The 25,603-nt window shown below is 68.6% G+C and carries 22 protein-coding genes and 2 tRNA genes; 7 read left to right on the top strand and 17 right to left on the bottom strand.

What is annotated here, in order from left to right:
- Positions 1–64: 64 nt before the first annotated feature.
- The 13 genes from atpB to argS all read right to left on the bottom strand — a co-directional run bounded on the left by atpB (position 65) and on the right by argS (position 16,129).
- Positions 65–841: a F0F1 ATP synthase subunit A gene (atpB, locus tag IG75_RS0120790; RefSeq protein WP_157106330.1), complete on the bottom strand. Its 777-nt coding sequence runs from the start codon at positions 839–841 to the stop codon at positions 65–67.
- A 344-nt stretch (positions 842–1,185) separates the two neighbouring features.
- Positions 1,186–1,653: a Cg1360 family ATP-synthase-associated protein gene (locus tag IG75_RS0120785; RefSeq protein WP_030522400.1), complete on the bottom strand. Its 468-nt coding sequence runs from the start codon at positions 1,651–1,653 to the stop codon at positions 1,186–1,188.
- A gap of 10 nt (positions 1,654–1,663) precedes the next feature.
- The gene (locus tag IG75_RS0120780; protein ID WP_030522401.1) at positions 1,664–2,830 is read right to left on the bottom strand and encodes an MraY family glycosyltransferase; all 1,167 of its coding nucleotides are present in this window, start codon (positions 2,828–2,830) and stop codon (positions 1,664–1,666) included.
- Between the two features lie 61 nt (positions 2,831–2,891).
- Entirely contained in the window at positions 2,892–3,557 is a 666-nt protein-coding gene (locus tag IG75_RS0120775) for an L-threonylcarbamoyladenylate synthase (protein WP_030522402.1), read from the bottom strand.
- 329 nt (positions 3,558–3,886) lie between these two features.
- The gene (prmC, locus tag IG75_RS0120770) at positions 3,887–4,774 is read right to left on the bottom strand and encodes a peptide chain release factor N(5)-glutamine methyltransferase (RefSeq protein WP_030522403.1); all 888 of its coding nucleotides are present in this window, start codon (positions 4,772–4,774) and stop codon (positions 3,887–3,889) included.
- A gap of 318 nt (positions 4,775–5,092) precedes the next feature.
- On the bottom strand, positions 5,093–6,169 hold the full coding sequence (prfA, locus tag IG75_RS0120765; protein WP_030522404.1) for a peptide chain release factor 1: 1,077 nt from the start codon (positions 6,167–6,169) through the stop codon (positions 5,093–5,095).
- Between the two features lie 99 nt (positions 6,170–6,268).
- Positions 6,269–6,499, bottom strand: a complete 231-nt coding sequence (gene rpmE, locus IG75_RS0120760) for a 50S ribosomal protein L31 (protein ID WP_030522405.1) — start codon at positions 6,497–6,499, stop codon at positions 6,269–6,271.
- Between the two features lie 556 nt (positions 6,500–7,055).
- Complete coding sequence (gene rho, locus IG75_RS0120755) at positions 7,056–9,131, bottom strand: transcription termination factor Rho (RefSeq protein WP_036514468.1); 2,076 nt, start codon at positions 9,129–9,131, stop codon at positions 7,056–7,058.
- A gap of 312 nt (positions 9,132–9,443) precedes the next feature.
- Complete coding sequence (gene thrB / locus IG75_RS0120750; protein WP_156059035.1) at positions 9,444–10,391, bottom strand: homoserine kinase; 948 nt, start codon at positions 10,389–10,391, stop codon at positions 9,444–9,446.
- Positions 10,392–10,417: 26 nt separating this feature from the next.
- Positions 10,418–11,479, bottom strand: a complete 1,062-nt coding sequence (gene thrC, locus IG75_RS0120745; RefSeq protein ID WP_030522408.1) for a threonine synthase — start codon at positions 11,477–11,479, stop codon at positions 10,418–10,420.
- 131 nt (positions 11,480–11,610) lie between these two features.
- Entirely contained in the window at positions 11,611–12,972 is a 1,362-nt protein-coding gene (locus IG75_RS0120740) for a homoserine dehydrogenase (protein ID WP_051714774.1), read from the bottom strand.
- Positions 12,973–12,996: 24 nt separating this feature from the next.
- Positions 12,997–14,412, bottom strand: coding sequence for a diaminopimelate decarboxylase (lysA, locus tag IG75_RS0120735; protein WP_030522410.1), 1,416 nt, complete (start codon positions 14,410–14,412; stop codon positions 12,997–12,999).
- Positions 14,413–14,470: 58 nt separating this feature from the next.
- Entirely contained in the window at positions 14,471–16,129 is a 1,659-nt protein-coding gene (gene argS, locus IG75_RS0120730; protein ID WP_030522411.1) for an arginine--tRNA ligase, read from the bottom strand.
- A 92-nt stretch (positions 16,130–16,221) separates the two neighbouring features.
- On the opposite strand from argS, the gene IG75_RS0120725 reads away from it, so the two are divergent.
- The 3 genes from IG75_RS0120725 to IG75_RS0120715 all read left to right on the top strand — a co-directional run bounded on the left by IG75_RS0120725 (position 16,222) and on the right by IG75_RS0120715 (position 18,072).
- A complete protein-coding gene (locus IG75_RS0120725) occupies positions 16,222–17,175 on the top strand; it encodes a thioredoxin-like domain-containing protein (protein WP_030525879.1) in 954 nt (317 codons plus the stop codon).
- The gene (locus tag IG75_RS0120720; protein ID WP_081876967.1) at positions 17,175–17,906 is read left to right on the top strand and encodes a DUF305 domain-containing protein; all 732 of its coding nucleotides are present in this window, start codon (positions 17,175–17,177) and stop codon (positions 17,904–17,906) included. Before IG75_RS0120725 ends, IG75_RS0120720 begins: the two co-directional genes overlap by 1 nt.
- A 93-nt stretch (positions 17,907–17,999) precedes the next feature.
- Positions 18,000–18,072 (top strand) — tRNA-Arg (locus IG75_RS0120715).
- A gap of 576 nt (positions 18,073–18,648) precedes the next feature.
- On the opposite strand, the gene IG75_RS0120700 is transcribed toward IG75_RS0120715, so the two are convergent.
- The 3 genes from IG75_RS0120700 to IG75_RS0120690 form a co-directional block, all read right to left on the bottom strand.
- Complete coding sequence (locus IG75_RS0120700) at positions 18,649–19,857, bottom strand: FAD-dependent oxidoreductase (protein WP_245713402.1); 1,209 nt, start codon at positions 19,855–19,857, stop codon at positions 18,649–18,651.
- Positions 19,858–19,948: 91 nt separating this feature from the next.
- On the bottom strand, positions 19,949–20,248 hold the full coding sequence (locus IG75_RS0120695) for a hypothetical protein (protein WP_030522416.1): 300 nt from the start codon (positions 20,246–20,248) through the stop codon (positions 19,949–19,951).
- Between the two features lie 25 nt (positions 20,249–20,273).
- The gene (locus tag IG75_RS0120690; RefSeq protein ID WP_030522417.1) at positions 20,274–21,305 is read right to left on the bottom strand and encodes a hypothetical protein; all 1,032 of its coding nucleotides are present in this window, start codon (positions 21,303–21,305) and stop codon (positions 20,274–20,276) included.
- A gap of 161 nt (positions 21,306–21,466) precedes the next feature.
- On the opposite strand from IG75_RS0120690, the gene IG75_RS0120685 reads away from it, so the two are divergent.
- Positions 21,467–22,006 carry an Rv0361 family membrane protein gene (locus IG75_RS0120685; protein WP_081876969.1) on the top strand — a complete coding sequence of 180 codons (540 nt, stop codon included), beginning with the start codon at positions 21,467–21,469 and terminating at the stop codon, positions 22,004–22,006.
- Positions 22,007–22,022: 16 nt separating this feature from the next.
- Entirely contained in the window at positions 22,023–23,435 is a 1,413-nt protein-coding gene (locus tag IG75_RS0120680) for a metallophosphoesterase (protein ID WP_030522419.1), read from the top strand.
- A 64-nt stretch (positions 23,436–23,499) separates the two neighbouring features.
- On the opposite strand, the gene IG75_RS0120675 is transcribed toward IG75_RS0120680, so the two are convergent.
- Positions 23,500–23,571, bottom strand: a tRNA-Cys gene (locus IG75_RS0120675).
- 179 nt (positions 23,572–23,750) lie between these two features.
- On the opposite strand from IG75_RS0120675, the gene IG75_RS0120670 reads away from it, so the two are divergent.
- Together IG75_RS0120670 and IG75_RS0120665 are read left to right on the top strand one after the other, a co-directional pair.
- Positions 23,751–24,293 carry a MarR family winged helix-turn-helix transcriptional regulator gene (locus IG75_RS0120670; RefSeq protein WP_036514564.1) on the top strand — a complete coding sequence of 181 codons (543 nt, stop codon included), beginning with the start codon at positions 23,751–23,753 and terminating at the stop codon, positions 24,291–24,293.
- A 217-nt stretch (positions 24,294–24,510) separates the two neighbouring features.
- Complete coding sequence (locus IG75_RS0120665) at positions 24,511–25,509, top strand: DUF7159 family protein (RefSeq protein ID WP_051746257.1); 999 nt, start codon at positions 24,511–24,513, stop codon at positions 25,507–25,509.
- The last annotated feature ends 94 nt before the right edge of the window (positions 25,510–25,603 follow it).

The following is a 25,603-nucleotide window of genomic DNA, read 5'->3' as shown; positions in this document are numbered from 1 at the left end:
CCTTTCTGTTGCTCACCCGCCGGACGGCGTGGTGCAGCAGGTCCTTATCGGTTGTTCCGGTCGGTCAGTGTTCGTCGGCGTGCTGGGCAAGACTGATGTACACGGCGGTCAGCAACGCGAACACATAGGCCTGCAGGAAGATGACCAGCAGCTCGAACAGCGTGAATGCGAGCCCGCCCAGCAGCGAGAAGGGCGAGAACACCTTCATCCAGGCGTCCGCGTCGAAGAGGAAGAACTGGGTCGCGCTGAAGAACAGCACCAACATGATGTGACCGGCGAGCATATTGGCCATGAGTCGGACGGTCAGCGTGAAGGGCCGCAGCACGAAGGTCGAGATGAACTCGATCGGAATGAGCAGCACGTGCATGGCCGGCGGAACATTCGGAACGACGATGCTGCTGCGCATATAGGTGAAGAAGCCGTACTTCTTGATGCCCACGTAGTTGAACGCGATATACGCGATCACGGCCAGTACCAGCGGCATGCCGATACGCGCGTTCGACGAGATGTTCAGACCGGGGATCACACCCGAGAAGTTCAGGAACAGGACGGTGAAGAAGATCGTCGCGATCAGCGGGAAGAACTTGCGGCCGTTTTCCTTGCCGAGGATCTCGTCACAGATCTGCTCCTTGACGAAGACCAGACCCATTTCGCCGACGTTCTGCAGTCGTTTCGGCACGATTCGCGGGGTCCGGAACGCCAGGAACAGGAATGCGATCAGGACGGCGGTCATCACGAGCCGGACCAGCATCAGCCGATCGAGTTCGAAGGGGGTCCCTTCGAACAGCACCGCCGGAGGGAAGAAGTCGGTTAGCGACGGCGCGTGAAACTCCGCGGCCAAGGTAGTGACGCTCAGCGTTCTCTCCCGTGTTCGGGCCGCGGGATGTTTTCGCTCCCGCGGTTCGATCGGACATTGACGATCAATGTGGGTCGACTGAGGTCGGCTCGAGGTCGTCAGCAGCTGTAGCGGCGATCCGCGCTGGCGTCTGTACGTGTGTCGGCGACATCGTCGACATGCAGAACCGAACCCTTTACGAGCACGGCACGGCAGTAGCATAGCGGTAGCTGGTCGGACCGGGTCGGCACCCCTGGCTTAGTCGCTTGCTTACCAATACTTTACCAAGAGAACTACGACAACGTGTAGCGGGGGAGATGTAATCTACGACAAATTGTCGTAGACCCTGGTCAACCCTGGTCAGGCTCCTCTTTCCCGCCCTGCTCAGGGACGGTTACATAGGGGACCTTCTGTCGCAATACACCGTAAGTTTCGGCTCCCAGAACGATGACCAGGGCCCCCACGACGGTCAGGAACAGTGCCACCCGGTCGTAGAACTCGAATCGTTGCAGAACGGCGACCACGATCAACGCCACCAGCAGCTTTCCGACCCAGCTGACCAGCATGATCAGCCCGGCGGTGGACGGCGGGAGTTTCGCGCCGAGCAGCACGACCACCGCCGTGGTCAGGATGAAACCCCCACCGATCGCGGCACCCAGCAGCGCGCCCCACAGTCCGGCGGTTCCGGCCAGCGCTGTCGCGATGGCCGCCGCCAGCACCGTCAAAACAACCAGACCGATCAGTCCATAGCGCAACGCCGCACGGAGCGGGGCATCGGCGCTATCGGGGGTGCTGGGGCCGGCAGAACTCGTGGACACGGCCCGAACTCTACCCGGAGTCGGAAGCCGAGCCCGCCGCGTCCCGGCGGGCCTGCCGCCGCCACAACCCCGGAACAGCGGTCACGACCAGCGCGAACAGGAGGCCGGCGGCCATCATCAGCACCACCACCCGGCGGTCCATCACCGAGGTGCCGACCGCACCGAACGCGAGGATGCCGACCCACAGATAGATCACCAGCACCACCCGGCGCTGCGAATGCCCGATCTGCAGCAGCCGGTGGTGCAGATGCATCTTGTCGGGTGTGGAGAAACTGACCCCGGCGCGCACCCGGCGCACGATCGCGAGCAGCAGATCCAGCACCGGGATGAACATCACCGCGCCGACCAGCAACAACGGCGAGAGCAGGCCGACGATATCGCGCGGCCCGTAACCCTGCAACGGGATCCGGCCGGACGCGCTGGTCGACACCGCGGCCAGCACCAACCCGATCAGCATGGATCCCGAATCACCCATGAAGATCCGGGCCGGCGAGAAATTATGCGGCAGGAACCCGAGGCAGGCACCGGCCATGGCGGCGGCCAGCAGGGCGGGTGGATAGCTGTCCACCGAACCGCCCTGTTCGGTGAGCAGGCCGACCGCGAAAGCGAACACCGCGAACGAAGCGATCAGCCCCAGGCCGGCGGCCAGACCGTCCAGGCCGTCGACGAAGTTCATGGCGTTGATCAGGGTCACCGCGACCGCGACGGTGACCAGGCCGCCCTGCAATCCGTCGAGGACTACGGTGCTGTTGTTGAACGGGTCGTAGATCAGATACCAGCCCAGACCCATCACCGCCATCACCCCGGCGGCAGTGACCTGACCGGCGAACTTGGTGAGCGCGTCCAGGCCCCACCGATCGTCCACGATCCCGACCCCGACGATGATCGTCGCCGCGACCAGCACGGCGGCGATATCGGGCCGGTAATCGAAGCCGCGGCGCAGCGCCGGCAACTGATGAGCGAACAAAACGGCCGCCACCACGCCGATGTACATACCCACCCCGCCCATTCGCGGGATCGGCTTCACGTGTACATCGCGGTCACGCGGAATGGCCACCGCGCCGAACCCGATCGCCAGCGTCCGGATCCCGCCGGTGGCCAGAAAGGTCACCACCGCCGAAATCAGCAACACCAGCAGGAGCTCGCGTAGCGGGACGACCGCACCGTAACCGGTCATCGCGCCGACCACCACCCCGCGGCCGGGGATACCGCCCGTACCCTCATCGAAACCGCTACATTCACCGCGCGACGGACCCGGTCAACGACTCGGCGGTGACTCCCAGCGCTTCGGCGACCGCCGCGGTCGGCACCGCGCCCGCGCGCAGGATCCGCGGCTGATCAGCGGTGAGATCGACAATGGTGGACGGCTTCGCGTGCTGGGCCGGACCGCCGTCCAGGAATACACCCACCTGGGTGCCGAGCTGCTCCCGCGCCTGCGACACATTCTCGGCCGCCGGCTTACCGGAAATATTGGCACTGGACACCGCCAGCGGACCGACCTCCTGCAACAACTCCAGCGCCACCGGATGCAACGGCATCCGCAGCATCACCGTGCCACGCGCCTCACCGAGATCCCAGGACAGCGAAGGAGCCTGCTGCACAACAATACTCAGCCCCCCGGGCCAGAATGCCCGGATCAGCTCACGAGCCTGCGGCCGCACCGAGAACACCAGTCCGTCGATCGTGTTCCACGAACCCACCAGCACCGGCACCGGCATATCCCGCCCCCGGCCCTTGGCCGCCAGCAACGACGCGACCGCAGCGGAATCGAAAGCGTCGGCAGCCAGACCGTAAACCGTATCGGTGGGCACCACGACCAATCGCCCCGATCTCAGAGCACTGGTAGCCGCGGCCAGGCCGGCGGCGCGCGAGTCGGGATCGGCGCAGTCGTAGACGGTACTCACGCGCACCATGGTATGGCCCCGCCTCCGGCGGGGCGGGGTTGAGGCCCCCTTGGTCTCGCTGTTTCGGCCTCGGGACTCGCGCCTGCGGCGCATGCACTTCGAGGCCGAAACGGCGAGACGGGCCTCAACCCTTTGAGGTGTCTCGTAAAACTCGACGCATGCGGGTTGCGTCGGCATCTCGATGTCCTGGTCGGATGCTGACGCAGCCGCCTGGTGTGACCTCGTATCCGGTCCCTTCGTCAACAGCAGTACGCCCAGCGCCGAGTCCTACGAGCCCCCTCGGTCGAGGCCCGTCTCGCCCTTGACCGAGGGTGCTCGACAGCCGCACTCTATGAACGGCCCACCGCACATCGCACGGCCGCCACAAACCGTGGCTTCCCTGCCAGATCCGGGTGCTCCACGATCCCGGTGAACCGCCCGTCCGCCGCCAGTAGGCGCGCGAGTTCCGCGCCGTTGCTGTCGTCGTGCTCGATCGCCGCTCCCCCACCGGGCCGGAGCAGGCGGCCGATGAGCGGCACCAGAGGACGGATCACGTCCAAGCCGTCGGGGCCGCCGAAGAGGGCGCGGTGCGGGTCGTGGCGGGCCACCTCGGGGGACAGTTCGGCGCCGTCGGGGATATAGGGCGGGTTGGCGACGACGAGATCGACGTAACCGTCGAGTTCGGTGAGGAGATGCGGGTCGGTCACGTCGTCGTGGTGCAGGGTGATCGGGGTATCGCCGTCGGCGACGCACCGGTCGGCATTGCGGCGGGCCCAGCCCAGCGCGCCGGGGTCCAATTCCACCGCGTGCACATCGGCATCGGGCCGGGCATGGGCGAGTGCGAGAGCGAGCGCGCCCGAACCCGTGCACAGGTCCACCACCACCGGCGTGTGATCGTGGCGGACCGCCTCCAGGTGGGCGAGCGCCCAGGCGAACAACAACTCGGTCTCCGGGCGGGGCACGAAAACGCCGGGACCCACCGTGAGGTCGATCTCACCCATATACGAGCGCCCGGTCAGATGCTGCAGCGGCACCCGCTCGGCCCGGCGCGCCACCAGCGCCCGATAGTCGGCGAGCTGCTGCGCCCCGATCAGCGGGTTCAGCAGGAGCCTGGAGCGCTCCACCCCCAGCACGTGCGCTGCCAGCTGCTCGGCGTCGACGCGCGGGCTGGGCACCCCGGCCGCATCGAGAACTTCCGTCGCTTCGACGAGTACGGGGCGGAGCTGAACGCGGGTCACCGTGACATTCTGGCGGGTCGGCGGACGCGGTGACGAGGAGAGGGCCGGTTTGTGAAGGTCAGGGCGCACTCGCTACATGGGGCTGTGAGCTCACGCCGGGACTTCGGAGGCGCTTGGGATTCGGACTTGCTGATGAAGGCAGCGCTTTTTTGGGGCCGCCTGCGGGCCGAGTCTTACGAGGCCCTGAAAGGGTCGAGGCCCGTCCCGCCGTTCAGGCCTCGAAAGCGCATGAGCCGAAGGCTCGAGTCTCGAGGCCTGAACGGCGGGACCAAGGGGGCCTCGACCCCGCGGCGCCGCAGGCGCCGCCAATAAACACAGCTACTCGGCCATGCGGGCGGCGCGGTCGGCGGTGGCCAGGGCATCCAGGAGGGCGTCCATCTCGCCGTTGAGTACCGCGTCGAGGTTGTGGGCCTTGTAGCCGATGCGGTGGTCGGCGATGCGGTTCTCCGGGAAGTTGTAGGTGCGGATGCGTTCGGAGCGGTCGACCGTGCGGATCTGCCCGGCCCGGCCCTCCGCGGCTTCCTGTTCGGCCTGTTCTTCGGCCAATGCCTGCAGGCGGGCGGCCAGGACCTGCATGGCGCGGGCCTTGTTCTGCAGCTGCGAGCGTTCGTTCTGGCAGGTGACGACGATCCCGGAGGGCAGATGGGTGATGCGGACCGCCGAGTCGGTGGTGTTGACGCCCTGACCGCCCTTGCCGGAGGAGCGGTAGACGTCGATGCGCAGATCGCTCTCGTCGATCTGTACTTCTTCGACCTCGTCGGGTTCGGGGTAGATGAGGACGCCGGCGGCCGAGGTATGGACACGGCCCTGCGATTCGGTGACCGGCACCCGCTGCACCCGGTGCACGCCGCCTTCGAACTTGAACCGCGACCACACACCGTCGCGGGCGGCGTCGCGGCTCTTGATGGACAGTGTCGCTTCTTTGTAACCACCGAGGTCGGACACGGCCGCATCGAGGATTTCGACCTTCCAGCCGCGGCGTTCCGCGTACCGGACGTACATCCGGGCCAGGTCGGCGGCGAACAGTGCCGATTCTTCGCCGCCTTCACCGGATTTCACCTCCAGCACCACATCGTCACCGTCGTGCGGGTCGCGGGGGGCGAGTAGATCGGCGAGTTGTTTCTCGAGTTCTTCGAGCTGTTCCTCGAGGCCGGGGATCTCCGCGGCGAATGCCGCATCGTCGGCGGCCAGTTCCCGGGCGGCTTCGAGGTCGTCGCGGGTGGCGGAGAGTTTCTTGAAGGTGGTCATCACCGGGGCCAGTTCGGCGAACCGCTTCCCGACCCGTCGCGCGGCGTCCGGGTCGTTGTGCAGGGCCGGGTCCGCCAGCTGGGTTTCCAGTCCGGCGTATTCGGCCAGCACATCGTCGATCGCGGACGGTGCGGTTTTCTCGGCCATGAACGTGGCTCCTACTCGAAAGGACGACGCGGGGAGGGTGGGCAGAAAAACACCAACGCCCGGCCTGCGACTGGGCAGGACCGGGCGTTGGCGAGAAAGCTACTTGGCGTCGGCTTCCTTCTTGGCACGCTTGCCGTAGCGGGCCTCGAAGCGGGCCACGCGACCACCGGTGTCCAGGATCTTCTGCTTGCCGGTGTAGAACGGGTGGCACTGCGAGCAGACCTCGACGGTGATGTGTCCCGATTCCTTGGTGGAGCGGGTCTGGAAGGTATTACCGCAACCGCAGACCACCGTGGTGTCGACGTAGGTCGGGTGAATTCCTGCCTTCATGGGTGTCCTCTCGATATTGGTCGCCGGGTCGCTCGGGCATCTACCTCGAACGTGAACCGGAACCGACTTCAGGCGGGATTGTCTGCGCGAATCGCAGACGCACGGCGGTCAAGTATGCCAGAACCACCGATGCCTGCTGCAACGCCCCCACCCCGGGATTTGTTCCGCACGCCCTCGTTGCTCATACACCCGGGCGTTGCCCGGATCGGGCCCAAAAGGTCGCTGGAACGCCGATGGACCAGCAGTGCGCCGGACCGCGTGCCGCTCGCATACTCCACGGGGCAATCGGGGCGTCCGGGCACCTGCGCGACGTCCGACACCTGCGCGTACCGTCGCCACCCACGACGGGCGGCCTGAGAGTCGTCCGGCGGCCCGGCGCTCTATCACTTGTCGCGGGCGGAGGCAGGCTTGCCGGGGAACGGACGGCCGTCACGCTCCCACCCCGGAAACGCCGAGCGGGCCGACCTTCTCGGAAGGTCGACCCGCTCGGCGCCGAGTCCAGCGAGGCCCCGAAGGGTCGAGGCCCGTCCCGCCGGAGGCGGGGCCATAGGCACAGCTACTCGTCGAGCGCACCCGGGGCGGTCTTGGAGACCTGCATCAGGAACTCGAGGTTGTTCTTGCTCTTGCGCAGGCGGTCGATCAGCAGGTCGATCGCCTGGTGCGAGTCCAGACCGGACAGGACACGACGCAGCTTGTGCAGGACCGCGGCCTCGTCCGGGTTGAGCAGCAGCTCGTCCTTACGGGTGCCGGACGGGTTGACGTCCACCGCGGGGAACACGCGCCGCTCGGCGATCTTGCGGTCCAGTTTGAGCTCGGCGTTACCGGTGCCCTTGAACTCCTCGAAGATCACCGTGTCACCGGTCGAGCCGGTTTCCACCATGGCGGTGGCGATGATGGTGAGCGACCCGCCGTTCTCGATATTGCGCGCCGCACCGAGGAACCGCTTGGGCGGGTACAGCGCGGTGGAGTCGACACCACCGGACAGGATGCGCCCGGAAGCCGGCGAGGAGTTGTTGTACGCGCGGCCCAGACGGGTGATCGAGTCCAGCAGCACCACGACGTCCTTGCCCATCTCGACCAGGCGCTTGGCCCGCTCGATGGCCAGTTCGGCGACCGAGGTGTGGTCGGACGGCGGCCGGTCGAAGGTGGAGGCGATGACCTCGCCCTTCACCGAACGCTGCATATCGGTGACTTCTTCGGGACGTTCGTCGACCAGCACCACCATGAGGTAGCACTCGGGGTTGTTGATCGCGATCGCGTTGGCGATGTCCTGCATGATCGTGGTCTTACCGGCCTTCGGCGGGGACACGATCAGCGCACGCTGGCCCTTACCGATCGGCATGATCAGGTCGATCACCCGGGTGGTCAGCTTGTTCTGCTGGGTTTCCAGGCGCAGCCGCTGGTTCGGGTACAGCGGGGTCAGCTTGTTGAAATCGGGGCGGCGCTTGGCCGAATCGATTTCGGCGCCGTTGACGGTGTCCAGCCGCACCAGCGGATCGAACTTCTGCCGCTGGTTGCTCTGTTCGCCGTCGCGTGGCGCGCGGACCGCGCCGGTGATCGCGTCACCGCGACGCAGGCCGTTCTTGCGGACCAGGTTCATCGAGACGTAGACGTCGTTCGGCCCGGCCAGGTAGCCGGAAGTGCGCACGAACGCGTAGTTGTCCAGCACGTCGAGGATTCCCGCGACCGGCTGGAGCACATCGTCTTCGCGGATCTCGGGCTCGCGCGCTTCACCGCCGCCACCTTCGCGGTCGCGGCCCCGTCGACGCTCGCGGAACCGGCGGCCACGGCGGCCACGGCCGCCTTCCTCGTCGTCGCCACCACGATCGGCGCCGCCCCGGTTGCCGCCGGAACCGCGCTGATCGCCGCCCTGGCCCTGCTGGCCCTGGTTGCGGTCGCGACGGCGTTCGCCCTGCTCGCCGTCCTTGCCGTCCTGCTGCTTGACGGCGTCGTTCTTCGCGCCGTCCTGCTGCTTGGCGTCCTCGCCGGCGGGCTCGCCGTTCTTGGGCTGCTGGTCGCGACCACGACGCTGGCGGCCGCGGCCGCGCTGGCCGGAATCGCGGCCCGAATCCTCGGCGCCCTCGGCCGGCTTGTTGTCGGCTCTGCCGTCGGTCTTGGCGCCGGATTCGGTGTCCGCGGCCGTACCTGCGGTGGCGTTGGCGGTCGCCGAGCCGTTGGTGGCGGCCTGGTCGGGCTTGCCCTTGTCCGCGGCCGCGGAGTCCTTGTGCGCCGCAGTATCGGCGGCGGGCGCTTCGACCGCCGGAACCGACGCGGCGGCGGGCGCGGCCTGGACGGCAGGCGCCGCGGTCCCGGCCTCGGCAGGCTGGTCTGCGGTTTTACGTTCTTTGGCAGCCTTCGCGCGGGTGCTGCGCTCCGCGGCGGCGGGTCTGCCGGCCTGGTTTTCCTTGATGGCGGTGATGAGATCACCCTTACGCATACCGGAGGTGCCTCGAATTCCGAGTTCCCCTGCCAGTGCGCGCAACTGCGGCAACAACATTCCAGTCAGCCCCGATCCGATGTCGGTGTTCTCGCTCATCTTCGAAGAAATCTGTCCGGAGTCACTTTCGCGGTTGCCCGAGGGTTCGGAGTCGGATTCCACCCCGGGTGTCGCGAGCAGGTCCGTATCTGTCACGGAGATCCTTTCCTTCCCTCGATGGCCGTGTGCTGTGTCGAGGGTTCGTTCCGTAGCCCGATCTCGCTGCCGGACTCGGATTTGTAGCCGTATCGCCTGCCCCTCCGGGACCGGGTGCTTCGCCACCGCTGGAAAAGGTGGAAGAGATCATTCCAGTTGAGCGGCTGCGCGGCACCCCCATGGCATGAGGGCTCGAGCCTGGAGCCTGCTGGAGCGATTGCCCTGATGAAGCACCGGCGTCTGATGCGCGCGATGTACGGACTTGCCCAGGATAGCGGGCAAGTAGGAAGGTCGGCAAGGCGGACGCGCCCGTCAGCTGATCTGCACGCCTTCCGCGATGCCCGGCTCGATGACCCGGAGCCCGTCCGCGGCGGCCCGAAGCCGTAGTTCTTCGGGAAACGCGCTGGTCGTGAGGGCGAGCACAGTGGGCCCGGCGCCGGAGACCATGGCCGCGATGCCGGCGTCGCGCAACCGCTGGATCCAGGCGGTGGTCAACGGTAGCGCGGGGGCGCGCTGGGTCTGGTGCAGCCGGTCGGCCGTGGCCGGGAGCAGCAGGTCCGGGCGCTGGGTCAGCGCGACCACCGCCAGCGCGGCCCGGCTCACGTTGAACGCCGCGTCCCGGTGCGGCACCAGCTCGGGCAGCAGCCCGCGGGTCTGCGCGGTGGAAGACCGTTCCTCGGGGACCAGGACGACCGGACGCAGCGTGGGATGCCCGTCGAGGCGGACCGCCCGGTACAGCCGTTGCGGTGCGCCGATATCGGTATCCGGTCCGGGGCCGGCCTCGGTCCAGGACACGACGATTCCACCGAGCACACTGGCGGCGGCATTATCGGGGTGGCCTTCGAATTCCGAGGCGAGCTGCACCAATTGATCGGTGTCCACCGCCAGGGACGGATCGAATTGCGCGGCCAGCGCACGCCCGGCGGCCAGGCCGCCGACCACGGCCGAGGCGGAGGAACCCAATCCGCGGGAATGCGGAATCGCGTTCCGGCACAGCACGTCCAGGCCGTCGGCCCAGATACCGGCCGATTCCAGTCCGCGTTCGATCGCACGCACCACCAGATGCTGTGGCCCCCAGGCCACCTCGTCGGCGCCTTCGCCCTCCATCCGGATATTCAGGCCGGAATCGGTACTGCGCACCTCGATCTCGTCGTAGATCCCCAGGGCCATACCCAGCGAATCGAACCCGGGCCCCAGATTCGCGGTGGAGGCCGGCACCCGGACCGAGACCGTGATACCGGCCGGCAGAGTCGGAGCCACCAGCCGGCTTTCGCGCGTATCCACCATCAGGCCAGTTCGAGTCGTGCGGCCACGGCGACCGGGTCGACCTGGATGGCCTGCACCTCGGGCATGCCGAGCAGCGCGGTATCGGGGTCCTTGAGACCGTTTCCGGTGACCGTGCAGACCACCGTCTGCCCGGGCTCCAGCCAGCCCTCGGCATGGGCGGCCAGCACACCCGCGACGCTCGCCGCGGACGCGGGCTCCACGAAAACGCCCTCTTCGGCCGCGACCAGACGGTACGCGTGCAGAATTTCCTCGTCGGTGGCCGCGCGGAACGCGCCGCCGGATTCCTCCTTGGCCGCCACAGCGCCGTTCCAGGAGGCGGGCGCGCCGATCCGGATGGCGGTCGCGATGGTTTCCGGGTGGCTCACCGGGGCGCCGTTGACCAGTGGGGCCGCCCCGGCGGCCTGGACACCCAGCATGCGGGGCAGTGTTTCGGTCACGCCGTCGGCCCGGTATTCGCGGTAGCCCCGCCAGTAGGCGGTGATGTTTCCGGCGTTGCCCACCGGCAGCGCGTGCACATCGGGGGCCCGGCCGAGCACATCGCAGATTTCGAAGGACGCGGTCTTCTGTCCCTCGATCCGCGCCGGGTTCACCGAGTTCACCAGGCCGATGGACGGGAAATCCGAGGTGACCTTGCGGGCCAGTTCCAGGCAGTCGTCGAAATTGCCCTCGACCTGGATGACCTTCGCGCCGAGCATCACGGCCTGGGCAAGTTTGCCCATGGCGATCTTGCCCTGCGGGATGAGCACCGCACAGGTCATCCCCGCGCGGGTGGCGTAGGCGGCGGCCGAGGCGGAGGTGTTACCCGTGGAGGCGCACAGCACCGCCTGCTGACCGCGGTATTTGGCATCGGTCATGGCCATGGTCATCCCGCGGTCCTTGAACGAACCGGTCGGGTTGGCGCCCTCGACCTTCAGGTACACCTCGCAGCCGGTGAGCTGCGACAGATGCGGCGCGGGAACCAGCGGGGTCCCGCCCTCGAAAAGGGTGACCGGTTCCCAGTCGGCCGCGCCCGCGAGGCGGTCGCGGTAGGCAGCGATGAGCCCGGGCCAGCGGGAGTGCACTCCGGCCTGCGGGGCGACTCCGGCCGTGGGCCCACCCGTCGCGCCGGCCCTCACCGAATCGCTGCGCGATGCTGTAGGCCCACCCGTCGCCCCACCGCCGCCCCTGACGGAATCGCTGCGCGATGCTGTAGTCATTCCTCGGTGCCTTCCAATCTCAGAACGCTGGTGACAGATGTGACGGATTCCATACCCGACAGCGCGGCGACGGTCTCCGAGAGCGCCGCCTCGGTCGCCAGGTGGGTCACGACCACCAGTCGCGCCTTGTCATCGTGACCCTCCTGCCGGACGGTCGAGATGCTCACTCCGTGGTTGGAGAATTCGCCCGCCACCCTGGCCAGTACGCCGGGACGGTCTTCGACCTTCAGATTCACGTGATAGCGCGTCGGGGTGTCGCCGATCGGCGCGATCGGAAGCTCAGCATAGACCGATTCGCCCGGTGCCCGGCCACCGAAGAATTTATTGCGGGCGGCCATGACCAGGTCGCCCAGTACGGCCGACGCGGTCGGCGCCCCGCCGGCGCCCTGCCCGTAGAACATGAGCCGACCGGCGTTCTCGGCCTCCACGACCACCGCGTTGAACGCTCCGGTGACCGCGGCCAGCGGATGCTTGCGCGGGATCAGCGCCGGATAGACGCGCACCGACACCCGGTCCTTGCCGCCTTCGGCCCGGGTGGGTTCGCCCGCACCCGCCGGTACCCGCTCGCAGATCGCCAGCAGTTTGACGGTGCAGTCCAGCGCGGACGCGGTCTCCAGGTCCTCGGCGGTGATGGTGGCGATGCCCTGGCGGTAGACGTCGGCGGCCGTCACGCGGGTGTGGAAGGCCAGCGAGGCCAGGATGGCGGCCTTCGCGGCGGCGTCGAAGCCCTCGACGTCGGCGGTCGGATCGGCTTCGGCGTAGCCGAGACGGGTCGCTTCGGCCAGGGTGTCGCCGTAGTCGGCACCCGTCTCGTCCATGGCCGAGAGGATGAAGTTGGTGGTGCCGTTGACGATGCCGACGACCCGGTTCACCCGGTCGCCGGACAGCGACTGGATGAGCGGCCGGACCACCGGGATGGCACCGGCCACCGCGGCCTCGAAGTACAGGTCGGCGCGGCTGCGTTCGGCGGCGGCGGCCAGTTCACCGGTGTAATCGGCCAGCAGCGCCTTGTTGGCGGTGACCACCGACTTCCCGGCGTTGAGCGCGGCCAGGATGAGTTTGCGGGCCGGATCGATACCGCCGATCACCTCGACGACCAGGTCCACATCGGGCCGCGCCACCAGAGCCTCGGCATCCGTGGTCAGCAGTTCGGCGGGTAGTCCGCGGTCGCGGTCGAGGCTGCGCACCGCGACTCCGCGCAGGGTCAGCGGCGCACCGACCCGCGACTGCAGATCGTCGGCGTGATCCCGCAGGATCCGCACGACCTCACGGCCCACATTGCCCATTCCCAGTACCGCGATACCGATCGGGCGGTCCGGCCCCCATCGACCGGGTACCACCTCGGCCCCCTCTGGCATGCTCGTCCCTTTCGTCGCGTCCATTCAGACCTCCAGGCCGAGCAGGTCCTCGACCGTTTCCCGGCGCAGGATCAACCGGGCCGCGCCGTCGCTCACGGCGACGACGGCGGGACGGGTCAGCATGTTGTACCGGCTCGACATGGAATAGCAGTAGGCACCCGTGCCGGCGACCGCGATGAGGTCCCCCGGACCCGCATCGGCCGGCATCCAGGTGTCACGGATGATGATATCGCCGCTCTCGCAATGTTTTCCGACAACGCGGGCGACCACCGGCGGCGCCTCGGAACCGCGGGACACCAGCTGGCAGTGGTAGTCGGCCTGGTAGAGCGCGGGCCGGATATTGTCGCTCATCCCGCCGTCCACGCTCACGTAGCGGCGGCGCAGGCCACCGTCGAGCGAGACGTCCTTGACGGTGCCCACCTCGTAGACGGTCACGGTGCCGGGGCCGGCGATGGCGCGGCCCGGTTCCACGGCGATACGCGGAACGGGCAGCCCGGCGCGTTCGGCCTCGCGGGCGACCAGCGCGCGGAGTTTCTCGGCGAACAGGTCCAGGGGCGGCGGATCGTCGGAGGGCAGATAGGAAATACCCAGACCGCCGCCCAGGTCGAGCAGCGAGATCTGCGAGGTGCGCTCGACACCGAATTTGTCGACCGCTTCGCGCAGCAGGCCCAGCATCCGATGCGCGGCGATTTCGAAACCGTCGATTTCGAAGATCTGCGATCCGATATGGCTGTGCAGCCCGACCAGCCGCAGATTATCGGCCTCGAATACCCGCGCCAGCGCTTCCATGGCGTCGCCACCGGAAATGGAGAAACCGAATTTCTGGTCCTCGTGCGCGGTGGAGATGTATTCGTGCGTGTGCGCCTCGACGCCGACCGTGACCCGGACCAGGACGTCCTGCACGACCCCGGCGGCACCGGCAACGGCTTCCAGCCGGTCGATCTCGATCAGCGAGTCGACCACGATATGGCCCACTCCGGCCGCCACCGCGGCCTCGAGTTCGGCCACGGATTTATTGTTGCCGTGCAGGGCGATCCGCTCGGCCGGGAAGCCGGCGTGCAGCGCGACGGCGAGTTCACCGCCGGAGCACACGTCCAGTGAAAGTCCCTCGTCGCGGATCCAGCGCGCGATCTCACCGCACAGAAAAGCCTTGGACGCGTAGTGGACTCGGGAATCGGACCCGAACGCGCGCACCATATCGCGGCAGCGGGACCGGAAATCGTCCTCGTCCACCACGAACAGCGGCGTCCCGAACTGCGCGGCGAGCTCGGTGACGGGCACGCCCGCCAGCCGGACCACATCGTCGGCGCCGCGGGTGGCGTTGCGCGGCCACACCTGCGCGGGCAGGTCGATCAACTGCCGCGGATCGGCCGGGCGTTCCGGCAGGTTCGGGGCGTGCGGTATCTCGGCGTGCCGGGGCCCGGCGGGATGGACACTCATCGGTCTTCCTTCCTCGTCCACTGCCGGAACAGTCGGTCGATACGATTGCGGGGCGCGGTCACATCCGCTCCGGGGCGGTGACGCCGAGCAGGGCCAGACCGTTGGCCAGCACCTGGCGGGTGGCGTTCACCAGCACCAGGCGGGCGGCGTTGACCGGCGAGACGGGTTCGTCGCCCAGCGGCAGTACCCGCAGAGCTTTGTTGGTCTGGAACGGGTGGTAGGCGCCGGCCAGTTCCTCCAGGTACCGCGCGATGCGGTGCGGTTCCCGCAGGGTCGCCGCGCTCGCCACCACCCGGGGGAATTCACCGATGGTGCGGATGAGCGCGCCCTCGAACTCCGAATCCAGCAGGGCGAAATCCGGTGTCACCGTGTCATATTCGAATTCGGCGGCATTGCGCGCGATGGACGCGGCACGGGCGTGCGCGTACTGCACGTAGTACACCGGGTTCACACTGTCCTGTTTGGCCCACAGGTCCAGGTCGATATCGATGCTCGAGTTCACCGAGCTGCGCACCAGCGAGTAACGGGCGGCGTCGACGCCGATGGCCTCCACCAGATCGTCGAGCGTGACCACGGTGCCCGCGCGTTTGCTCATCCGCACCGCCACACCGTCGCGCAGCAGGTTCACCATCTGGCCGATGAGCACCTCGACACTGTCGGGGTCGTCACCGAACGCGGCCGCCGCGGCCTTCAACCGGCCGATGTAGCCGTGATGGTCGGCGCCGAGCATATAGATACACAGGTCGAAACCGCGCGACCGCTTGTCCTGCAGATAGGCGATATCGCCGGCGATATAGGCGGCGTTCCCGTCGCTCTTGATGACCACCCGATCCTGGTCGTCACCATATTCGGAGCTGGCGATCCACCAGGCGCCGTCCTTCGAATACAGGTCACCGGAATTCTTCAGGGTGTCCACCGCGCGTTCGACCGCACCCGAGGCGAACAACGAACTCTCGTTGAAATACACATCGAAATCGGTGCCGAATTCGTGCAGCGTTTCCTTGATGTGCGCGAACATCAGTTCCACGCCCTCGGCGCGAAACAACTCGAGCCGCTTCTCCGGTTCGAGTTCGGCCGCGCCGGGATGGGCGGTGACGATCCGGTCGGCGATCTCGCCGATATAGGCGCCCGCGTACCCGTTCTCCGGGGTCGGCGCGCCGGTGGCGGCGGCGACCAGCGATTCGGCGAACCGGGTGATCTGGGCGCCGTGATCGTTGAAGTAGTACTCACGGGTGACCTCGGCACCCTGCGCGGCCAGTATCCGGCCCAGCGCGTCACCCACCGCCGCCCAGCGGGTGCCGCCCAGGTGCACCGGGCCGGTCGGGTTGGCGGAGACGAATTCCAGATTGATCCTGGTACCGGCAAGCGCGTCGGCGGTGCCGTAGGCGGCCCCGGCCGTATGCACCTGTTCGAGCACCGCACCCTGCGCGGACGCGGCGACCCGGATGTTGAGGAAGCCGGGCCCGGCGACCTCCGCGGCGGCGACGGCCTCGGTATCGCTCAGCGCCTCGGCGAGCCAGCCGGCCAGATCCCGCGGGTTGGCCCCGGCCTTCTTCGCCACCTTCATCGCTACATTGGTGCTGTAGTCACCGTGCTCCGGATTCCGGGGACGCTCCACATCGACCGTGTCGGGCAGCACCGCGGCATCCAGTCCACGTTCGGCGAGGACCTTCGCCGCGGTGGCGTGAAGGAGATCTGCAAGGTCGGCTGGAGTCACGAGTCTCTATCCTATGGTCCGAGTGGGTGCGCGCCGCGAGTGGGCACCGCAGCTCGGCACTGTTCATCGACGTGGAAAGAACTGGGACCGGTATGCCGAACAGGACGAGCGCCAAATCGGCGAAGGCCGTGAAGGCGGCGGGCAAAGTCGCGGGCGCGCGCGCGAGCAGCAGCAGGAACAAGGGCAAACCGCCGATCACGCAGCGAATCCCCTGGCTCACCATCGGCGCGGTCGTGGTGCTCGTCGGGCTGGTCGCGGCGCTGGCGGTGAACCTGGTGCCCAAGTACCAGGAGAAGGCCGCCCTGGAGAAGTTCACCCCTTCCGAGCAGCAGAAGGACCCCTCCGACCAGATCGAGGGTGTGGTGAAGAAGGAGTACCCGGCCGGTCTGCACGTCGACGCGACCAAGCGGGTGGCCTACGACCAGACCCCGCCGTTCGGCGGTCCGCACGACTCCTCCTGGGCCAACTGCATGGGCACCGTCTACGACAAGGCGCTGCGCGACGAGAACGCGGTGCATTCGCTGGAGCACGGCGCGGTGTGGATCACCTACAACCCGGACAAGATCGACCAGGCCGGGATCGACACGCTGAAGAAGAAGGTCGAGGGTGAGCAGTACATGCTCATGTCGCCGCACCCCGGCCAGGAAGCCCCCGTCTCGCTGCAGTCCTGGGGACATCAGCTCACCGTGAACAGCGCCGACGACGAACGGGTCGGTCAGTTCATCACCGCGCTGCGGCTGAACAACTTCGCCTACCCCGAGGTCGGCGCGGACTGCGCGACGGTGGCCTTCGACACCCAGAACCCGCCCCCCTACGACCCGAGCGAACCGGGCCCCGACGCCGTGCCGATGGACGGCGCCGGCCTGCAGCCCGACCAAGGCGAGCTCGGCGGTATGGGAGTGCCCGGCGGCGGTCTGCCCGGCGGTATCCCGGCGATTCCGGGGATGCCCGGCACCCTGCCGGACCCACAGGCGCCCGGCGCTGTGCCCGACCCGCAGGCGCCCGGCGCCGCGGCCGACCAGCAGGCGCCCGGGGCCGGACAGTAATGCCGGAAACGGAAACCCCCGAGACCGGGCACCGGCCCGAGTCCGGGTTGCGCGCACAGCTGCGCGGCCAGCGCACCCCGCTGTTGATCATCGCCGCGATCGCCCTGCTCGTGGTCGGGTTCGGCGCGGGTGTGCTGTTCTCGCCGGACGAGTCCGGCGGGTCCGAGCCGGGTCCGGTCGATATCGGGTTCGCGCAGGATATGTCGGCGCACCACACGCAGGCCGTGGAGATGTCGGGGATGGCGCTGCTGGGTTCGGCCGATCCCGCGGTGCAGCGCCTCGCCTACGACATCCTGACCACCCAGCAGAGTCAGATCGGGCGGATGCAGGGCTGGTTGCAGATGTGGGGCGCCCCCGCGCGCGGCACGGACGGCTACATGGGCTGGATGCACGAGCCCGGGCACGGTGACGACCAGCACAGCGGCGGCCACGACCACGGCTCCGGGGCACCGGTTTCCGGGGCCGTGGCCGCGATGCCGGGTATGGCGACCACCGAGGACATCCAACGGCTGCGCGACGCACGCGGTACCGACCTCGATGTGCTGTTCCTGCAACTCATGCTGCGCCACCACCAGGGCGGGGTCCCGATGCTCGAATACGGTGCCGAACACGCCGAAACCGGCGAGATCGGCATCCTGGCCGGGCAGATGCTCGCCGCGCAGCAGGGTGAGGCCCGGCTCATCACCGATATGCTCGCCGCCCGCGGTGGCCGGCCGCTGCCCCTGAACTGAACCGCCACCACTCGTTTTGGCCGCATCGGCGATGATGCGATACGCTGTGGTCCGCCCGATCGACCGGCTCCCGGTCGCACCGGGTGGATCCCCGCCCTCGTAGCTCAGGGGATAGAGCGTCTGCCTCCGGAGCAGAAGGCCGCAGGTTCGATTCCTGCCGAGGGCACGCAAGAGGAAGGCCCCCGACCAGCTGGGTTCTGGTCGGGGGCCTTTCTCGTTCTCGGCCGCCCGAGTGTCACGAGTCGGCACCACTCCACTCGAAGTCTTCGCCGCTCCTCAGCGCACCGTTCCACGTATGCGCGCGGACCCGGGCGGTGGCACCGATCCGCTCAGGCCACACCGTTGTACAGCGGGAATACAGCCTCCACCAGGAACCGCCCGCCGGCGAGATCGCCGACGGGCGGCCCGCTGTCCACTCCTCCATCACCGGCCGGGGCCGATGCCGGGCATCATCCCGAACATCATCCCGAACATCCTTTGCAGCATTTCCATGCCGACGCCTAGATAAGGTTCGAACGAACCCATCGTTCCCATCTCCTTCACCGCGAATTTTCTCCTGGCCCCCGACTCATTCGCCGCGTACCGCATCCCCGCGACCGGAAACAAGCAAACAGCGATTTCTATCCACTTTCGAAATGGGATACACCGATGGTCCGCGCCTCGCGGTACCGACGCGGCCCGCGCCGCGGGCATATCCACCCGAGCCCGGCCCCAGGTCGGCGCGGCGCCCGGCGGGCGGCGGCTAGTTGTTCGCGCGCTGGATCGAGCGCTGAACGAGTCCTCGGATACCCGGGAGTTGGATGGCGCGCAGCATGAGATCCCCGGCCCAGACATGCGCGCGAGTGGGTGGGGCGAATCGGCTGATCCCCTTACGAGCGAGAGCTTGCCGCTTGCGGACCTCCGGACGCAGCGATTGCTCCCACGTATCGAGGGCGGTGGTGAGGTCGTCGCCGTGGGCCGCGAGTGCGGCACCGAGCCGGTCGGCGCCATCGAGGGCCAGGGCCGCGCCGTAGCCGGCGAAGACCGTCACGCACCAGGCGGCATCGCCCAGAAGCACGACCCGACCGCTACTCCACCGGTCGATGACGATCTGGCCGACCGAGTCGAAGTAGGCGTCGGCCGGGTCGGCGGCGAGTTGCCGGAGAGCTTCGGCCACCCCACGACCCAGATCACCGAACGCCGCGGTGAGCGCCGGTGCGGCGCCGAGGGCGAGCTCGGCCGCCGGGTCGGGGCTGCGGTAGGTGAAGAACGCCGAGGACCGGTCCGGGCCCAGGTTCATCACCGCGGCGGTGCGCCGGGGCCCGAGGAAGGTCGTGCCGACCCCTTCGGCCACATGCTCGGGCACGGTGTCGAGCGGGAAGGCGCCCACCATGTGGTTCAGCTCGACCAGATAGTCGGATTCGGGACCGAAGACCAGGTCACGGATCCGGGAGTGCACACCGTCGGCGCCGATGAGCAGATCGGCCCGCAGGCGGTTGCCGTCGCTCAGGGTGGCCTCGACGGCACCGGGTTCCTGGGTCACCGCCCGCACCGTGGTGCCGAATCGGATATCGACGTGTTCGGCCACCGCGTCGTACAGCGCCGATTCCAGGTCGCCGCGGAAAAGGCTCAGCGCCCGGTCCCCCACCGCGGCCTGCGCGACGGCGGCGGGAACGGTGAACTTCTCCCGGCCGTCGGCGTGGACGAGCACCGAGGTGAAGAACCCGATATCGCGCGGAGCGAGCGCGGGCACGAGACCGAGTCGCTCGGCGGCGTCGTATCCGGGCCCGTGCAGGTTCAGCAGATAGCCGCTGCTGCGCCGCGTGGGTGCCCGCTCGAGCACGACGACTTCCCAGCCTGCCCGGTGCATCCGCAATGCCGCGGCCAGCCCGGCGATGCCGGCGCCCACCACCACCGCGCGTTTCGTCCCGCGACCGCTGGGGTTGCGCACCGCGTTCTTGTGATCGTCCACTGCCACTCCTGGAGGTCTGCCACTCGGCTGATATCGTCAACTTCTAGTTGACGATATCAGCTTCGTCAACCCTGGGTTGACGATCGGAGGGTCAGGCCTCGGCCGCTGCCGGATCGCCGGGGCGGAGTGCCGCCACCGCCGCGGCGATGTATTCGGTGGCCGATCGGCTCCGCATGATCGCCCGGCCCACCTTGGTCCGGGCCGCACGCTCGGTAGGGCGCGACAGGTAGCGCAGGCAGGTGGGGACCAGGTTCTCGTAGTCGTCGAAGGCGACGGCCGGGGCGAACGGAGACGACTCCTCGATATCGGCACCGTTCTCCGAGACGACGAAGATGCCGTTGGCGCGGAGATAGGAGCTGTCGAAGCCGGCCCGGCACAGTGCGAAATGCACCGTCTCGGCGATCTCGCGGAACGCCTCAATCCAATGAATTCGCCAGACGAGCGTGCAAATCCAGCAGCTCCGGAACCTGGGCGGCCGGTCGGCGGCCGAAACCGCATTCGGTGGCGATACCGAACTCGGGCACGAACTCGGCCGCGGCCTTGATGCGGCGGCGAGCACCGTCGAAACCATCGGAGGCGTGCACCAGGCCCAGGTAGAGTGTGGTCTCCGGTTCTGTCGCCAGGCCCGTCAGCGGGGCGAAATACGCAGCGTCCGTGCGCCCCTTCGGGACGGGCAGGTGGATCCAGTTCAACGGGCGCTTCAGCACGGTGGCGACACCGGAGGCCACATCGACCAATTTCGAAGTGTCGGCGGGCTCGACGAAATGCCGATGGCCGAAATCGCCGTAGCAGAGGTGATAGCCCAGCTCCACCCCGGTGGGAACCGCATCACCGAGACGGGAGAGCCGCTCGATCACGCCGCCCAGCCGGGCTGGATAGTCGTCGCCGAACCAACACGGGAAGACACCTTCGAACAGCGCGAATTCGACCGGTGCGTCCCATTGGATCGCCAGATCCTCATGGGGAATCGCCGAGGTGATCTGATCCAATTCGGCCAGGATCGCTGCCTCGTAACGGATCTCCAGTTCCGCCTGGGGGCCCGCGACGAACGCGCCGATCACCGAGATCGGGGTCGGTAGACCCACCTGGAATCGGACGCCGGGCCGGAGCACGCCCTGCGCGCGGAGCTGTTCGAACACCCGCCATGACGCGCGAGCGGCCTGCGCATATCCGAGCGTGCCGAAATCGATTGTCGCCGCGTCGATACCGGGTGCCGGCTGCACCCGTTCGCTCGGTCCGTATTCCGGGCTCGGCGGCGGCACAGTGACGAGGCCGGGGTGCGCCTGCAGCCGGGGCAGCTGCCACACCACAAAGTTGTCGCGCTCGCCGGTCTCACCGTCGGGGACTCGGGTGATATGCCCACCCAGACGGGTAGCGACCTGCGCGAAGACCGCCGCGGCGTCGGGGAGCGGCACACTGCCGCACAGATGGACACCACGACCGGACATAGAACGAACCTCCACGCATCGTCGGATACCGCCGAAAGGAGTGTAGGAGCGCCGACGCGGTTGCGCGCGCGGAGCACTCGGCCCGCGCGACCCGCCGTACCGGACTTCGACGCGGGCGGTGTCGTAGTGTTCGGGAAAATCCCCCGGGAACGGAGAATGTTTTGACTCAGCCACCGGCAGGCCCGACCGGGCCGCAGCCGCCCGACGGCACTCGGCCCGGCCACCCCCGGCCGCCGCGGAAGCGCCGGACCGGCCTCATCGTGGGCGGGGTAGTGGCCGCGCTCGTGGTCGTCGCCGCCATCGCCGCCGTGGTGGTGCTGACTCTGCAAGGACGGACCCCGCTGTCCTCCGACGACCAGCAGATCGAGGCCTCGCTGCGCGAGTTCTACGACACGCTCAGCGACGACGGTTTCGCGGCCGCCACCGGGTTGGCCTGCAAGGCCGACCGGGACGAATTCGATGCCATGTCGGACGCGGAGAAGTCCGAGGCCGAGAAGCTCGGATTCACTGTCCATATCGACTCGGTCGACAATATCGTCGTGACCGGTGACCGCGCGAAAGCCGAGATCAAGGGCAAGTTCAGCCTGTCGGCGCCGGGCGGGGGCGACGACGAGCAGATGGACGACAGTTCCGAAGAGAGCCTCGTGAAAGAGGACGGCGATTGGCGGGTCTGCTCCTCCTCCGACAGCGGCCCGAAATGATCGACGGCGGGCGCCGATGAGCTGCTGCGGGCCCTCACGCCGCACCGTACTGGGCGCGCTCGGCCTCGCGGCACTGCTGCCCGCCGCCGGACTCTCCGGCGCGGGCCGAGCGGCCGCGGCGCCCGGCCCGGTGCGGGCGACCGACCTGGAAGTCGTCACGGTCACCGATACCGCCGCCGTGCTCACCTGGACCAGCCGCGACCCCGGCAGCGCGACCCCGGTACCCACCGACGGTGAGCTACTGCTCGGCCCGGCGGACAGTGCCCGCCCGCTCCGGCCGGTCTGGGCTTCCGCGAGCGCCACCCCCTTCCATTACGCGCAGATCGACGGTCTCGAACCGGGCCGCGCCTACCGGTTCGAGGCACGATCGGCCGGGGTTCGGGCGACGCCCGCGCTATCGGTCGCGACCGGCGCGCCCGGCACTCCGGAATCCACCGCGACGTTCACCACCCTGGTACCGCCGCCGGGACGGCTGCTGCGCACCCTGGCGCTGGCCAACGACGTCCACTACGGGGAGACCGTGAGCGGCCTGGTGGCGGGTGGGCTGCCGCCCGGTATTCGCCAGGAACCGGGCGTGCCGCCGTATCCGGAGGTCATGTTCGACGCCGTCCTCGGCGATCTGCGCCGCCCCGATCGCGGCGCGGAACTACTGCTGCTGGCCGGTGACCTGACCGCCGAGGCCACACCCGCGCAGGTGCGCGCGGTGCGCTCCCGGCTGGACCACTGGGGCATCGACGGTCAGGACTGTCTCGCCGTACGCGGGAACCACGACCGCCCGCACACGGGCGCGGAGTACGCGGACTGCCCGGCGGTTCCCGGCGCCGCGGACCACCGTGATTGCTGGAGTGAGGTTTTCGGACCCCGGCAACAGGTGGTCGAACACGAACTCGGCGGTTTGCGCATCCTCGGCCTGGATACCAGCGCTCTGGACGGCGCGGGCGGGGTACTCGACGCCGCGCAGTTGGACCGGGTCGCCGAACTGCTGCGCGCCGAACCGGACCGTCCCACACTGGTCTTCGGTCATCATCCGGTCACCGTGGAGGCCGGGCTCACCAATACGGCCGGGCCCGGTTTCGTACTCGACCGCGAGACCGCGCTGCGGTTACAGCGGTTGTACGAGGACGCGCCGGGGGTCTTCCTGCAGCACAGCGGCCATACCCACCGCACCCGCCGGACCCGGCCGGATACCGCCTGCGCGGTGGAATTCCTGGAAGTCGCCGCGATCAAGGAGTATCCGGGCGGGTACGGCCTGCTGCGGATCTACGAGGGTGGTTACACGGTGAACTTCTACAAGACCCGCACCCCGGAATCCCGGCGCTGGAGCACACTGACCCGCGCCGAATACTTCGGCCTGCTTCCCGAGTACACGCTCGGCACCTTCGCCGATCGCAATCACGTTGTGCTGCGGGATTTCTCGGGCATCACCTGACGGCCCGGCCCGCGCGCGGCCCGGGCCGGAATCGCGAACGATTCCGGCCCGGGCCCGCATACCGAGCGAGCGGCGGGAATCGAACCCGCGTAAACGGCTTTGCAGACCGTTGCCTGAACCACTCAGCCACGCCCGCGTGACCAGATGATCATTGCGCGCCGCCGCCGCACGGCACACAGTTGCGCTCAGCCGGATCGCAACCGGTGACAGCGCCCGGACCGGTGGCAGCGCGGCCCGGTGCCGCGGGTGACACCCGCCACCGGCGGGCGCCCACGACGCGGCTCACCGGCGAGGCGCCGTGCAATGATCGAACACATGTCTCGCCCCCGCCCGCTACCCCTCGACCCGATCCAGGAGGCCCACCGTCAATGGGTCGGCCACGGATGGGGTGCGGTCGCCGACGGGATGGCCGCGGTGACCTCACTGGTCCGCGCCCAGCAGATCGTCATGGCGCGCGTCGACGAAGCGCTGCGCCCGACCGGCCTGACCTTCTCGCGCTACGAACTGCTGCAACTGCTGAACTTCAGCGCGACCGGTGCGCTGCCGATGGCGGTGGCCAGTGCCCGGCTGCAGGTGCACCCGACCAGCGTCACCAATTCGGTCGACCGGCTGGAGGCGGCGGGGCTGGTGAACCGGGTACCGCATCCCAACGACCGGCGGGCCACGCTCATCGAGATCACCGATGCCGGAAGGGCTCTCGTCGCCGAGGCCACCGGTTATCTGAACGAGCGCGTGTTCGCGCGGCCCGAGCTGCCGCCCGACCGGTTGCGGACGCTGCTGCAGTTGCTCACCGAGTTCCGGCACACCGCGGGCGACTTCGACACCGGCGAGGAACCGGCCCGCTGGGCCGAACCCTGACCGTATCCCGGCCGGTCGGCGCGGGCCCGGAAAACCAGGCTTCGACCAGGTCATATCGGATGTTTGCCGGGCCGGATCGGCAGCGAGAACATCACAGCCGGGCACCCGTTCAGCGAATTTCTCGGGGGTTCGGCTTGGCAACGACCGGCCCGCGGCGCACCATATGTTTATGGTGCTGGTTCTCGGGGTATCAGTAGGCGCCTCAGGTGCGCGTGCGGTGCTCACCCATTCGGATCAACCGCACCTGCCGCCGATCGATCGATGCCATATCCCCCGCCCGGCCCGCGCCTCGGTGGCCGAACCGGCCCTCATCGCGATCCGCCGGATGTACGGCGCCGCCGACCGGCGCGACGAGTACATCACCGGGACGGCGGTGACCTGCCACAACCGGGAGCAGGCCGACGTGGTGGGTGATGCCCTCGGCACCGGCCGCGTCACCCTGGTGGACGAGCCGCTGGCGCAGTTGCGCTACCTCAGGTTCACCGAGAAACTGCCGACAACCGGGGTGGTCTCCCTGTTCGACCTGGGCTCCTCGGGTCTGACCCTCACCCAGATCGACTGCCGCACCGATACCGTGCTGGCCGGGGCCCACTGCCCGGGGTTGGGCGGCGACGGCTACAACGAACTGCTGTGCGAATGGCTGGACTCCGCCGGTGTGTACACCGATGAAACCGCGGCCCGCCGGTACCGGGAAGCGCTGAGCAGCGCCCGTGTCGTGACCGCCGCCGACCCCGATACCGCCGAACGCGCGGTGATCACCCGTAGTGACCTCGCCGAACTCTGCGCGGACGCGGTGCAGTCGGCCGCCACGCTGGTACACCGGGTGGCCGAACAGACGGAGGCGGCACCGGACGCGGTGGCCCTGCTCGGCGGGTGCGCCCGTAACCCGGCCCTGCGCACCCGCTTGACCGAACTGCTGGACCTGCCGGTGGTGTGCGATTCCGAACCGGAGTACGTCTCGGCGCGCGGCGCGCTGCTGTTCGCGGCCGAACGGCCCGCCGCCGGTATCCGCACCGCGCATATCCGGGCGGGCGGTCAGGTGGTGCCGCTGGCCCCGCCCGCGGTCGGGCGGCGCAGGGTCTACGCGGCCGCGGCGGTGACGATCGGGCTCGGCGCGACCGTGGCCGGACTGCTCACGGCCCAGAACGGGGCCGCGCAACCCACCCGGACCAATTTCGTGCCCACCGACATCTTGGACGCGCCGCCCGCGCCCTGAACCGGGCCCGCACCGCCACCGGCGAAGCGGGCCGCGGTCTCCGGGGTGCGCTGCCGCCGGGTACCGAACCGGTCGCCTCGGGGCCCGGCCCGCG

It is taken from the genome of Nocardia rhamnosiphila NBRC 108938, from assembly GCF_000720425.1.
GTDB lineage: Bacteria > Actinomycetota > Actinomycetes > Mycobacteriales > Mycobacteriaceae > Nocardia > Nocardia rhamnosiphila.
This window is presented reverse-complemented; position numbering and strand designations above follow the sequence as displayed.